This is a genomic window from Micrococcus sp. GbtcB5, from assembly GCF_019091605.1.
GTDB classification, from domain to species: domain Bacteria; phylum Actinomycetota; class Actinomycetes; order Actinomycetales; family Micrococcaceae; genus Micrococcus; species Micrococcus luteus.
Map to the genome: position 1 here is coordinate 24243 of NZ_JAGXJK010000006.1, position 12422 is coordinate 36664.

10 protein-coding genes are annotated in these 12422 nt (G+C 74.2%); 6 read left to right on the top strand and 4 right to left on the bottom strand.

Annotated features, from left to right (window positions below; all coding sequences use genetic code 11):
- Positions 1 to 90 precede the first annotated feature (90 nt).
- The 4 genes from KVS67_RS03160 (at position 91) to KVS67_RS03175 (ending at position 6738) form a co-directional block, all read left to right on the top strand.
- Positions 91 to 2226 (top strand): PhoX family phosphatase, encoded by a 2136-nt coding sequence (locus KVS67_RS03160; RefSeq protein ID WP_217564752.1) that lies wholly within the window; start codon positions 91 to 93, stop codon positions 2224 to 2226.
- A gap of 116 nt (positions 2227 to 2342) precedes the next feature.
- Positions 2343 to 4280 (top strand): 2-succinyl-5-enolpyruvyl-6-hydroxy-3-cyclohexene-1-carboxylic-acid synthase, encoded by a 1938-nt coding sequence (menD, locus tag KVS67_RS03165; RefSeq protein WP_217564753.1) that lies wholly within the window; start codon positions 2343 to 2345, stop codon positions 4278 to 4280.
- A complete protein-coding gene (locus KVS67_RS03170) occupies positions 4277 to 5677 on the top strand; it encodes a geranylgeranyl reductase family protein (RefSeq protein ID WP_095346300.1) in 1401 nt (466 codons plus the stop codon). Before menD ends, KVS67_RS03170 begins: the two co-directional genes overlap by 4 nt.
- Positions 5674 to 6738, top strand: a complete 1065-nt coding sequence (locus tag KVS67_RS03175; RefSeq protein WP_063189759.1) for a polyprenyl synthetase family protein — start codon at positions 5674 to 5676, stop codon at positions 6736 to 6738. The genes KVS67_RS03170 and KVS67_RS03175 overlap by 4 nt, the downstream gene beginning before the upstream one ends.
- Positions 6739 to 6781: 43 nt before the next feature.
- Here KVS67_RS03175 and KVS67_RS03180 read toward each other — a convergent pair whose 3' ends face one another.
- The 3 genes from KVS67_RS03180 to rarD are packed head-to-tail and all read right to left on the bottom strand — an operon-like array spanning position 6782 to position 8790.
- On the bottom strand, positions 6782 to 7279 hold the full coding sequence (locus tag KVS67_RS03180) for an HIT family protein (protein ID WP_041104943.1): 498 nt from the start codon (positions 7277 to 7279) through the stop codon (positions 6782 to 6784).
- Positions 7276 to 7770 carry a hypothetical protein gene (locus KVS67_RS03185; RefSeq protein WP_041104945.1) on the bottom strand — a complete coding sequence of 165 codons (495 nt, stop codon included), beginning with the start codon at positions 7768 to 7770 and terminating at the stop codon, positions 7276 to 7278. The genes KVS67_RS03180 and KVS67_RS03185 overlap by 4 nt, the downstream gene beginning before the upstream one ends.
- A gap of 9 nt (positions 7771 to 7779) precedes the next feature.
- Positions 7780 to 8790, bottom strand: a complete 1011-nt coding sequence (gene rarD, locus KVS67_RS03190; protein ID WP_223247463.1) for an EamA family transporter RarD — start codon at positions 8788 to 8790, stop codon at positions 7780 to 7782.
- A 151-nt stretch (positions 8791 to 8941) separates the two neighbouring features.
- Here rarD and KVS67_RS03195 point away from each other — a divergent pair, with 151 nt between their 5' ends.
- Together KVS67_RS03195 and KVS67_RS03200 are read left to right on the top strand one after the other, a co-directional pair.
- Positions 8942 to 10360 (top strand): FAD-dependent oxidoreductase, encoded by a 1419-nt coding sequence (locus tag KVS67_RS03195; protein ID WP_113913811.1) that lies wholly within the window; start codon positions 8942 to 8944, stop codon positions 10358 to 10360.
- 41 nt (positions 10361 to 10401) lie between these two features.
- The gene (locus tag KVS67_RS03200; RefSeq protein WP_063188654.1) at positions 10402 to 11697 is read left to right on the top strand and encodes an MFS transporter; all 1296 of its coding nucleotides are present in this window, start codon (positions 10402 to 10404) and stop codon (positions 11695 to 11697) included.
- 198 nt (positions 11698 to 11895) lie between these two features.
- On the opposite strand, the gene KVS67_RS03205 is transcribed toward KVS67_RS03200, so the two are convergent.
- Positions 11896 to 12399, bottom strand: coding sequence for a hypothetical protein (locus KVS67_RS03205; protein WP_063188656.1), 504 nt, complete (start codon positions 12397 to 12399; stop codon positions 11896 to 11898).
- Between the last annotated feature and the right edge of the window lie 23 nt (positions 12400 to 12422).

The following is a 12422-nucleotide window of genomic DNA, read 5'->3' on the forward strand; positions in this document are numbered from 1 at the left end:
TGATGGCAGCCCCGGCCGGCCTCACCCCCGGGGTCGCCTCCGGCCCGGCACCGGACCCCGAACCATCCCCACGACGCGAAGGACCCCGTCATGCTGAAGCGCCTCCTCCCCATGGCCGGCCACACCCGTGGCAACCGCTCCGCCGTCACGTGCGAGCTCAAGTGCGGCAACGCGTGCGCCCACCCGGTGCCCAACACCTCGGCGAACCCGACCTTCCAGCAGATCGCGGAGACCGCCATCTCGCGCCGCTCCGCCCTGGTCGGCGGCACCGGCCTCGCCGCCGCCGTCGTCATCGGCTCCCAGGTGGCCCAGGCCCCCGAGGCGCTCGCAGACAACGGCCGGCGCCCGACCGGCGGCGGCAAGCTCCCCTTCGAGCCCATCGCCCCGGTGACCCGCACCGTGGACACCATGACCGTGCCGGAGGGCTACGACTGGGGCACCGTGATCCGCTGGGGCGACCCGCTGTTCGCCGACTCCCCGGAGTTCGACATCGAGCACCAGACCGGTGCGTCGCAGGCCGCCCAGTTCGGCTACAACAACGACTACCTGAACATCATCACCGACGGCGGCAACGACCGCTCCGGCTACCTCGTCTCCAACCACGAGTACACCAACGAGAACATCATGTTCTCCCCGGAGTACATCGCCTCGAACTTCGAGGACGTCGTCAACGTCGGCCTCCAGGCCCACGGCCTGTCCATCGTGGACCTCAAGCGTGCCAAGCGCGGCGCCCAGTGGGAGTACGTCCGCGGCGGCCGCCGCAACCGCCGCATCACCGGCACCACCGAGTTCGAGGTCCGCGGCCCGGCCGCCGGCCACGCGCTGCTCACGACCGTCGAGGACCCGACCGGCACCCGCGTGCTGGGCACCCTGAACAACTGCGCCGGCGGCACCACCCCGTGGGGCACCGTGCTCTCCGGCGAGGAGAACTTCAACCAGTACTTCAAGGGCCGCGGCACCGCCGAGGAGAAGCGCTACGGCATCTCCACCTCCGCCACCCGCCGCGGCTGGGAGAAGGTCCACGACCGCTTCGACCTGACCAAGCCCGGCTACGAGAACGAGGCCAACCGCTTCGGCTGGGTCGTCGAGATCGACCCCGAGGACCCCACCTCCACGCCCGTGAAGCACACCCTCCTGGGCCGCTTCAAGCACGAGGCCGGCACCGCCGTGATCTCCCCGTCCGGCCACGCCGTGGTCTACTCCGGCGACGACGAGCGCCACGACTACCTGTACAAGTTCGTCTCGGCCGAGAAGGTCCGCGAGGGCGACAAGAAGCACAACATGCGCCTGATGGACAAGGGCACCCTCTACGTGGCCAGGTTCTCCGGCGACTCCCCGGCCGCCCAGATCGACGGCAGGGGCACCCTGCCCTCGGACGGCGCCTTCGACGGCTCCGGAGAGTGGATCGCCCTGGCCGACGAGAAGACGTCCTTCGTCCCGGGCATGTCCCTGGCCGAGGTCCTCGTCTACACCCGCCTCGCGGCAGACAAGATGGGCGCCACCAAGATGGACCGCCCGGAGGACGTCGAGACCAACCCGGTCACCGGCAAGGTCTACGCGGCCCTGACCAACAACACCAAGCGCACCGCCGTGGACGAGGCCAACCCGGTCATCGGCAACCGCGACGGCCACGTCATCGAGATCACCGAGCAGGGCGGGGATCACACCTCCACCGCCTTCACCTGGGTCATCCTGCTGCTCGCCGGCGACCCGGCGGTCTCCTCCTCGGCCTACTTCGCCGGCTACCCGAAGGAGAAGGTCTCCCCGATCTCCTGCCCGGACAACCTGGCGTTCGACTCCGAGGGCAACCTCTGGATCTCCACCGACGGCCAGCCCGGCACCATCGGCTACGCCGACGCGCTGCACAAGGTCACCCTCGACGGCGCCGAGCGCGGCCGCGTCCAGCAGTTCCTCGCCGTCCCGCGCGACGCCGAGACCTGCGGCCCCGTGATCCACGACCGCGACAACTCCGTGTTCGTCAACGTCCAGCACCCGGGCGAGGACGGCACCTGGGGCGCGCACACCTCCTCCTTCCCGGACTTCCTGAGCCCGACCGGCCCGGTCCAGGTGGGCGACAAGGTCGCGGCCCCGCGTCCGAGCGTCGTCCAGGTGTTCAACGCCACCGGGAACAACGGCATCGGCAAGGGCGCCGGCAAGGAGAAGGGCAACAAGGGCAAGGGCAACAACGGCAAGGGCAAGGGCAACGGCAAGGGCCCGAAGGGCTGACCCCCGCCTCCGCGAGGACCCTCGACGAGGCCGTCACGGCCGGCGCCACCGCGTCACCGTGGCGGCCTCGCCGCGTCCGGGGCCCGTCCGCGCCCGGGCCTAGACTGGTGGCCACCATGACCTCCGTCGACTCCCTCTCCGTGGCGCGCGCCGTCGCCACCGCCCTGATCGACGCCGGCATGCGGGACGCGGTGGTCTGCCCCGGCTCCCGCTCCGCCCCGCTGGCCTACGCGCTCGCGGCCCTCGAGCGCGCCGGCGAGGTCCGCCTGCACGTGCGGGTGGACGAGCGCTCGGCCGGCTTCCTCGCCCACGGGCTCTCGCTGGCCTCGGGGCGCCCGGTGGGCGTGCTGACCACCTCGGGCACCGCCGTCGGGAACCTGGTGCCCGCCCTGATGGAGTCCTTCCACGCCGGCACGCGCGTGATCGCGCTGACCGCGGATCGTCCGCCCGAGCTGCACGGCACCGGCGCGAACCAGACCACGGACCAGAGGGGCGTGTTCGGCACGCACGTCCGCCATGCCGCCTCCCTCGGCTGCGACGCGGCCGACGTCGTGGACGCCGAGCAGCATCTGCGCCATGTGCGGGCCACCGTGCGCCGGGCCCTGCTGGCGGCCGAGGGGGTCGTCGCCGAGGCCGGTTCCGACGACGGCGCGCCCGGTCCGGTGACGATGGCAGAGGCCCCGGCCGGGCCCGTCCACCTGAACCTGCACTTCCGCGACCCGCTCGTGCCGAGCCCTGAGGAGGCGGCCGCCATGGGCGCCGCCGCGGCGCCGCACGTCCCTGTTCCGGCCGTCGCCCCGACCGGCGCGAGCCCGGCCGCCGCCGCGTCGGCCTACCGGGCGCCCGGGGCGGTGCTCTCGGGGCTGCCCGAGCTGGACGTCGCCCGCCTGGACCAGCGGCGCACCGTCGTGCTGGCCTGCCACGGCGCCGGCCCCGTGGCCGCGGCCTTCGCGCTGTCCCTGGGCCTACCCCTGCTGGCCGAGCCGTCGTCGAACGCGCGGTTCTCCGCCAACGCCATCGCCGCCTATCCGCTCCTGCTGGGCGCGGCCGGCGGGCGCGACGCGGACGCGCACCCCCTGGCCGCCCGCATCGAACGGGTCGTGCTGTTCGGCCGGCCCACGCTCACCCGGACGGTCAACGCGCTGCTGGCCGGCCCCGACGTCGCCACGGCCCTGCACGCCCCCGAGCCCGCCCCGTGGTTCGAGCCGGGCCGGCGCCGGGAGACGCCCGTGGAGACCCTCGAGGAGCTCGCCGCCTTCGCCGGGCAGGGCGAGCCCGGCTGGCTCGCCGCGTGGCAGCACGCCTCGATGCGCGCCCAGGCCGCCGTGGAGGACGTGCTCGTCAGCACCGACGCCGGCGGCCGGCTCAGCCCGCAGACGGTGGCGCACGTGAGCGCCGCCATGGCCCGGGGCCCGCTCGTGCTGGGCTCGTCCTCGGTGATCCGGGACGTGGACCTGACCTGGCGGCCCCCCTCGGCGCCGGACGCGGAGGTGTACGCCAACCGCGGGCTCGCCGGGATCGACGGGACCGTCTCCACGGCCGCGGGCGTCGCACTGGCGCGCGGACGGCGGACCGTGGCCCTGCTCGGCGACCTCACCGCCCTGCACGAGGCGGGCGGCTTGCTCGTGGGACCCACCGAGACCGAGCCGGACCTCGACCTCGTGGTCGTCAACGACGACGGAGGGGCGATCTTCGCGAGCCTCGAACACGGGGCCGTGGCCGAGGCGCCCGGCATGGCGGACCCCGTCGAGCGGCTCTTCGGCACCCCGCACGGCGTGGACCTGGCCGCCCTGGCCGCCGCGTACGGCGTCCCGCACACGCGGGTCACCGACCGCGTCGACCTCGTCCGGGCCCTGTCCGACCCGGTGCGCGGCCGGCGTCTGCTCGAGGTCCGCTGCGACCGCGCCGACCGCCCGCGCGTCGCCGCCGCCCTGGCCGCGGCGGTGCGCGCCACGTTCCCGCCCGCGTGCCCCGTCCCGGACCCCGCGCCGGACGCCGGCCCGGCCCCCGCCCCGCCCACCGCCGAGCTCGCCGCCGAGGAGGCCCCCCAGTGACCGACACGCCGACGTCGCCCGCGCCCGACTCGACCCCCGCCGTCGTGCGCCGTGCCGACGTGCTGATCTCCGGCTGCGGCCCCGCCGGCGCCACCGCCGCCGCCCACCTCGCCGCGGCGGGGCTGGACGTGGTGGTGCTCGAGAAGACCGCGCACCCGCGTGAGAAGGTCTGCGGCGACGGCCTCACCCCGCAGGCGGTCCGGGAGCTGCAGCTGCTCGGCGTGCCCCACCGGGGTGAGCCCGGCGACGACGGCGGCTGGCGCGTCATCCGCGGCCTGCGGCTGCGCGCGGGCGAGCGCAGCGTGGACGTGCCGTGGGCGCCCACCCAGACCTGGCCGGACTACGCGCTCACGCGCACCCGCCGCGATTTCGACGCCCTCCTGGCGGACCTGGCGCGCACCCGCGGCGCCGAGGTCCGCGAGCGGCACGCCGTCACCGGCGTCGTGCGGGACGAGGCCGGACGCGTGGTCGGGCTGGACGCGGAGCTGATCGCGCCGAACGGCCGAAAGACCGGGGAGACCGCCCGCTTCACCGCACCGATCGTGCTCGCGTGCGACGGCGTCTCCGCCCGCGCCGCCGTCTCCGCGGGCCTGCACCGCCGCGAGGACCGGCCCATGGGCGTGGCCGTGCGGGCCTATTACACCGCCGGCGCCGCCGTCGACGGGGCGATCCCCGCCCCGCCCGGCGACCGGGGGGAGTGGATGGAGTCCTGGCTGCGCCTGCCGGACGCCGAGGGCAACCCGCTGCCCGGATACGGCTGGCTCTTCCCGCTCGCGGACGGCACCGTGAACGTGGGCCTGGGCATCCTGGACACCTCCCCGCAGTTCGGGAAGCTGGACTACCGCGGGCTGCTGAAGTCCTGGACCGGGGCGCTCACCGCGGACTGGGGGATCGCCGAGCAGACGCGCACCTCGCGGATCCTCGGCGCGGCCCTGCCGATGGCGTTCAACCGCACCCCGCAGCACGTGCCGGGCATGCTCCTGGTGGGCGACGCGGCCGGCATGGTCTCCCCGTTCAACGGCGAGGGCATCGGGTTCGCGATGGAGGCGGCCCGCCTCGCCGCGGACCTGGCCGTGCAGGCGCACGCGGCCGGGACCGACGGCGCCGCGGACGCGATCCTGTCCCGTTACCCGGTGATCACCCAGCACCTGTGGGGCCGCCACTTCGCCCTCGGCGCCCGGTTCGCCCGCCTGATCGGCGATCCGCGGGTGATGAAGGCGGCGCTGGGCGCCGGGATGGCCGCACCCCCGCTGCTGCGGGCCGCGGTGAAGGTCATGGGCAACACGGTGGACGCGCGGGGCGGCGACGCCGTCGACCGGGCCGTCCGCGTGCTCGAGGCGCTCACCCCCGCGCTGACGACCGCGGGCGGCGCGCCGTTGGGTAGGCTTGCCCGGTGACCACCGCAGACCCCGGCTTCGCCCTGCCCTCCGGCTTCGAACCCCTCGCCGAGCACGGCCGTGTCCTGGAGGTCGTGCTGACCGCGCTCGAGCAGGTCGAGGAGCAGCTGGACACTGCCCTCGGCTTCGACGACCTGTTCTCCGACACCGCCGCCCACCACCTGCTGGCCGCCGGCGGCAAGCGGGTCCGTCCGGTCCTGACGGTGCTCGCCTCCCTCCTGGGCGACCCCGCCCTGGCCTCCGGCGAGGTCGCCGACGTGGACGCGCCCGCCCGCCAGGCCGCCGTCGTGATGGAGCTGACGCACCTGGCCACGCTGTACCACGACGACGTGATGGACGAGGCCCCCGTGCGCCGCGGCGCTCCCGCCGCCCACCGGCTGTGGGGCAACTCGGCGGCGATCCTGGCCGGCGACCTGATCTTCGCCCGCGCCTCCCAGCTCATGGCCGAGCTGGGCCCGCGGCCCGTGCAGATCCAGGCGGACACCTTCGAACGCCTCGTGCAGGGCCAGCTGTGGGAGACCCGCGGCCCGGCCGAGGGCGCGGACCCGATCGAGCACTACTACGCGGTGCTCTCCGGCAAGACCGGCTCGCTGATCGCCGCGGCCGGCATGCTCGGCGCGCTGCTGGGCGGAGCCGACGAGGCCGCCGTCCAGGTGATGCGCGCATACGGCGAGAAGGTGGGCCTGGCCTTCCAGCTCGCCGACGACCTGATCGACCTCACCGGCGACGCCGAGCGGATCGGCAAGGTCCCCGGCACGGACCTGCGCGAGCGCGTGCCCACCCTGACCACGCTGCTGCTGGCCCGCGCCGCGCAGGGCGAGGGGCCGGAGGCCGAGGACGCCCGCCGGGTGCGCGCGCTCGTGGACGGGCCGCTCGACACCGACGAGCAGCTGGCCGCCGCCGTCGCCGCGCTCACGGGCCACCCCGCCATCGACGAGGCGTGGGCGATCACCCGCGGCTGGGCGGAGCAGGCCAAGCAGGCGCTCGACCCGTTGCCGGACTCCGCCGTGAAGGCGGCGCTCGAGGCGTTCGCCGACTACGTGGTCGGGCGCTCGGCCTGACGCCGCGGTCGGCGGCGTCGCCGCCTCGATCCGGGGAGGCCGCTCAGTCCAGGCGGGTCGGGGCGGGGTCCAGCGCGGCCGCGAGCTCCCGCGCCTTGCCGGCGCGGACCTCCGGGGCCACCGGGTGGCGCAGCTGCCGGTAGAGCATGTCCCCCTCGAAGCGGGGGAACACGTGCAGGTGGTAGTGCCACACGTGCTGGTTGCCGGCGGGCTCGTTGTGCTGGCGCGTGGAGACCCCGTCCGGGGCCCACGCGCGCTTCATGGCCAGCGCCACCTGCTGGGCCATCAGGGCGATGCGCTGCAGCACGCGCGGGGGCAGGTCGTAGAGGTTCTCGTAGTGCTCGGCCGGGCAGACCATGGCGTGGCCCTCGTGGTCGCCGAACCCGTCCACGGCGATCAGCACGATCAGGTCCTCGTCCTGGTAGACGGTGTCCCCGAGCTCGCAGCGGTTGCCCGGGTCGGAGACGTCGCCGGCCACGAGCCCGCAGAACGGGCAGACGTAGCCGTCCGGGGCGTGGGAGACCGGGGCGGGCGCGGTCACCGGTCCGGCCCCTCGTCGTCGTCCTCGGGGTCCTCGAAGGTCCACGCGAGCAGGTCCGTCAGGAACTCGCTGAAGGTGCCGCCCTCGTCCTGCCACTCGCCCTCGGGCGCGTCGGCACCGGCGGAGCGCCGCCACACCAGCGGGTCCGGCAACGCCAGGTTGTCCACCGGCAGGCCCCACACGACCGTCTCGTCCGCATCCTCCAGGAACATGAGGAAGCCGTCCCGCACCTCGAGGTCCTCGGGGTCCCACACGTAGTGGTCCGTCTCCATGAGGTCGCCGCAGTTGCCCAGGGCGAGGTAGAACTCGCGGAGAGCAGCCGGGATCATGAGCCCGGCGCCGAGCTGCTCCGCCGCGGGGGACTGGGCCAGCCGGGCGTCGACGTCGGCGGGGGCGAGGCCGTCGTCCTCGGCCCAGGCGTCGCCCAGCAGGTCCGGGACGAGCCGCTGGAAGGCCGGGAGGTACACGGGGGCGGGGGGCTTGGCGGGCATGCCGCCAGTCTAGGCGTGCGCGCCCTGCCCGGCCCGGACCGCCCGACGCTGCAGGCGGGAGGCGTTCAGCTGGTCGAGGGTGAAGACCGCCAGCGAGAGCCAGATGAGCCCGAAGCCCGCCCAGCGGGCCGCGGGCATCTGCTCGCCGAGGACCGTGACCGCCACGAGGAACTGCAGGATGGGCGCCGTGTACTGCAGCATCCCGAGCGTGGTCAGCGTCAGGGAGCGGGCCGCCGCCGAGAACAGGATGAGCGGAACGGCGGTGAGCACGCCGAGCCCGGCCATGAGCCAGAAGTGGCCGGGCCCCTCGGTGACGGTGGTGAGCAGCCCGGCCTGCGCCAGCAGCACGCTGCCCACCACGAACACGGGGATCAGCACCACGGTCTCGGCGGTCATCGCGGTCACCGCGTGCACGGGGGAGGGGAAGCGCTTCTTCACGAAGCCGTAGAGCCCGAACGAGGTGGCCAGCCCGAGCGCGATCCACGGCACCTGCCCCATCGCCGCGGACATCACGACGACGGCGGCCACCGCGATCCCGACGGCCACCCACTGGCCCCGCCGCAGCCGCTCCCCGAGGAAGAGCACGCCGAGCAGGACATTCACCAGCGGGTTCATGAAGTAGCCCAGCGACGCCTGGAGCACGTTGCCCGTGGTGACCGAGACCGCGTACAGCAGCCAGTTCACCGCGATGATCCCGGCGGCCAGACCCGTGGTGCCCCAGCGGCCGGGCGTGGCCAGCGCCGTCCCCAGCTCGCGCAGGCGGCGCATCACGGTCAGCAGCAGCAGGCAGAAGATCAGGGCGAAGCCGATGCGCACCACCACGATCTCCAGGGCCCCGGCGGGCGCGAGCACCGCCATGTAGAGCGGCAGCAGGCCCCACACGAAGTAGGCGGTGAAGCCGAGGGCCAGCCCACGCGGGTCATCGGCCGGGGCGGGGGAGACGGTGGGCAGGGCGCCGGTGTCGGGGGCGGCGCCGTCGGGGGTCACGCCGGGCCGGACAGCGGGGGAGGAGGGGCTCACGCGGACCACTGTACGGTCCGGGTGAGCACTCTCACCCAGGTTCCTCCCGGTCACGGCGGTAGACTGGGGGGTCGATCCCGCGCGCCGGTGCCGGGCCTTGCCCCGCGCTCCGCCGGCGTGCCCCGCCGTCGTCGAAAAGGACCCACCCACCGTGACCGTTCGCCCTGACCGCCCGTTGCGCATCGCCATCATCGGTGCCGGACCCGCCGGGGTGTACACGGCGGACATCCTGACCAAGGAGGAACGGGACTTCCGTGTCAGCATCGACCTGTTCGACCGGTACCCGGCCCCGTTCGGCCTCATCCGCTACGGGGTGGCCCCGGACCACCCGCGCATCAAGGGCATCGTCACCGCCCTGCACAAGGTCATGGACCGCGGGGACATCCGTTTCCTGGGGAATGTGGACTACGGCACGGACCTGAGCCTGGCGGACCTGCGTCGGCATTACGACGCGATCGTGTTCTCCACCGGTGCGGTGCGGGACGCGGCCCTGGACGTGCCCGGGGTGGAGTTGGCCGGCTCGTTCGGTGGCGCGGACTTCGCGTCCTGGTATGACGGGCACCCGGATGTGCCGCGGCACTGGCCGTTGGAGGCCACGCAGGTGGCGGTGATCGGCAACGGGAACGTGGCCCTGGATGTGGCCCGGATCCTGTCCAAGCATGCCGAGGACCTGTTGCCCACCGAGATCCCGGACAACGTGTACCGGGACCTGGCCGCTTCCCCGGTCACGGATGTGCACGTGTTCGGTCGGCGTGGGCCGGCGCAGGTGAAGTTCACCCCGTTGGAGCTGCGGGAGCTGGCGCATTCCCGGGATGTGGACATCGTGTTGTACGAGGAGGACTTCGACTTCGATGCGGCCTCGGAGAAGGCGATCGAGGAGAACAACCAGGTCCGCACCATGGTCGGGACGCTGACGAACTGGCTCATGGAGCAGGAGGACCGTCAGCAGAGCGCCTCGCGTCGGCTGCACCTGCATTTCCTGCAGGCCCCCGAGGAGTTCCTGGACGAGGACGGCGACGGCCGGGTGGACGGTCTGCGGATGCGCCGAATGGAGCTGGACGGTTCCGGTGGGGTCCGCCCGACGGGGGAGACGGTGGACTACCCGGTGCAGGCGATCTACCGGGCGGTGGGCTACTTCGGTTCGCCCGTGGAGGGGGTGGAGTTCGATGAGGTGCGCGGGGTGATCCCGAACGCGGAAGGCCGGGTGCTCGACGCGGACGGTGCCCCCGTGCCGGGCCTGTACGCCTCGGGGTGGATCAAGCGGGGCCCGGTGGGGTTGATCGGGCACACCAAGGGTGACTCCCTGGAGACGATCAAGCATCTGATCGAGGACGAGCCGGGGCTGTGGACGGCCCAGGAGCCGTCGGAGGAGTCCGTGATCGAGCTGCTCGAGTCCCGTGAGGTGCCGTACACCACGTGGGCTGGTTGGCATGCTCTGGATGAGCATGAGAAGTCCTTGGGTGCGCAGGCGACGGAGGCCGGTCCGGTGGCGCGGGAGCGGGTGAAGGTCGTGGACCGGGAGGAGATGACCCGCATCTCCCGCGACGGGGCCTCCGTCCCGACCGCCTGATCCGGGGCGGGCCCTGGCCGCCCCGGCGCTAGGCTTCCGGGGTGGCCCGCCTCCTCCTCGACATCACCCCGCTGCGGGTCTCACCCGCCTACCGGCGGCTGTGGCTGGGCAACACGCTCGCGTACGTGGGCACGCAGCTCACGCTCGTGGCGGTGTCCCTCGAGGTGTTCGCCCTGACCGGCTCCTCGTTCGCGGTGGGCCTGCTCGGCCTCGCCGCGCTCGTGCCGCTCGTGGTCGCGGGCCTGTACGGCGGCGCGATCGCGGACCGGCACGACCGCCGCCGCGTCGCACTGACCTCGTCGGCCGTCATGTGGCTGACCACGGTCGGCATCGCTGCGCAGGCCTGGGCCGGGCTCGAGTCGGTGCCGGTGCTGTACGCCCTCGTGGCCCTGCACTCCGGCGCGTCCGGCATCAACCAGCCCACCCGCGGCGCGATCATCCCCGCGCTCGTGGGCCTGCCGCTCGTGCCGACGGCGAACGCGCTGAACATGATGACGTTCTCCGTGGCCCTCATGGTCGGCCCCGTGCTGGGCGGCGTGCTCGTGGCGGCGGTCGGCTACGCGTGGACCTACTCGATCGACGTCGTCACCTTCCTCGCCGCCCTGTACGCCGTGTGGCGGCTGCCGTCCCTGCCGCCGCAGCGGGGCGAGGCCGCGCCCGCCTCGGGGGCGCGCTGGGGCCTGGCCTCGGTGGTCGAGGGCCTGCGCTTCCTCGGCTCGCGACCGAACCTGCGGATGACCTTCCTGGCGGACATCGTGGCCATGACGACGGCGTTCCCGCGCGCCCTGCTGCCCGCCATCGGCGCCGTGGTGCTCGGCGGCGGTGAGGCCGCCGTCGGGGTGCTGCTGGCCGCGATGGCGGCGGGCGCGTTCCTCGCGGGGCTGTTCTCCGCGCCGTTCACACGCCTGCATGCGCAGGGCTGGGGCGTGTACGTCTCGATCCTCGTGTGGGGCGCGGCGGTGGCCGCGTTCGGCGGCGTGGTGTGGTGGGCGCGGTCCCTGCCCGACGGCGATCCCCGCCTCACGCTCGCGTTCGCCCTCGCCGCGCTGTGCATGGCGGTGGGCGGGGCCGCGGACTCGCTCTCCGGCGTCTTCCGCGGCTCGATCCTGCAGTCCGCGACCCCGGACCACCTGCGCGGCCGGCTGCAGGGCGTGTTCGTCGTCGTGGTGGCGGGCGGGCCGCGCCTGGGCGAGCTGATCACCGGCGGTGCGTCCGTGGGCCTGGGGGAGGGGCCGACCCTGCTGGCCGGCGGTGTGCTGTGCATGCTCGGCGTGAGCGCGCTGATGCGGTGGCAGCCCGGCTTCCTGCGCTACGACGCACGGAACCCCACGCCCTGAGCGGGCGCGGGGTTCCGTGGCGAGGGCGAGGCGGGAGGCTGCGAGCCCGCGACCGCCGAGGAGCGCCGAGCCAGACGTTTCTGCTCGTGAGCCAGATGATTCTGCTGCAGATCGGGCCGCGAAACCGCCGAAACGTCTGGCTCGCGGCGGCCTGAGCCGCCGTCCGCGGGAGCCACCGCGACGACGGCGGCCGGCGGGTCAGCGGTCGCGGTCGGCCTGGAGCGTGGCCGGGACCGCGCCACCCAGGCGCGTCCAGTGGCGGACGAGGTCCTCGTCCGGGGCCGCCTGGAGCGTCTCGCGGGCCGCCTCCTTCGCCTTCGTGATGCGGCGCTCCAGACTCTGGTCCGCGCCCTCGTAGGCGGCCGCGTGCCGGTGGGAGCGCAGCGATCCGACGTCCTCCGTGCGACGTTCCACCACCGCGAGCTGCTCGGCGATCGCGTCCTGGTTGGCGCGCTGGGCCTTCAGGTTCGCGGGGGCGAGCACCTGGGCCACGAACCCGTGGTCGAGGAGGAGGCCGCGCGGGGCGGCGACGCCGTGACGCAGCGCGAGGTCCACATGGTCGTCGAAGGTCAGGAGCATGGCGGCCTTGGTGAACTTCAGGTCGTCGACCGGGCGGCCGTCCACGCGGGCCCGGGCCCGCGCCCGGCCGATCGTGGTGTCGGCGGACCACACGGCCCCGCGAGGGTCGATCAGGTACAGCATGGGGACTCCTGGTGGGATCGGAG

What these genes read in the sequence shown, in the direction of transcription:
- KVS67_RS03160 (WP_217564752.1), top strand. Translation starts at nt 91, where the DNA reads ATGCTGAAGCGCCTCCTCCCCATGGCCGGCCACACCCGTGGCAACCGC.
- menD (WP_217564753.1), top strand. Translation starts at nt 2,343, where the DNA reads ATGACCTCCGTCGACTCCCTCTCCGTGGCGCGCGCCGTCGCCACCGCC.
- KVS67_RS03185 (WP_041104945.1), bottom strand. Translation starts at nt 7,770, where the DNA reads ATGCCCGCCAAGCCCCCCGCCCCCGTGTACCTCCCGGCCTTCCAGCGG.
- KVS67_RS03205 (WP_063188656.1), bottom strand. Translation starts at nt 12,399, where the DNA reads ATGCTGTACCTGATCGACCCTCGCGGGGCCGTGTGGTCCGCCGACACC.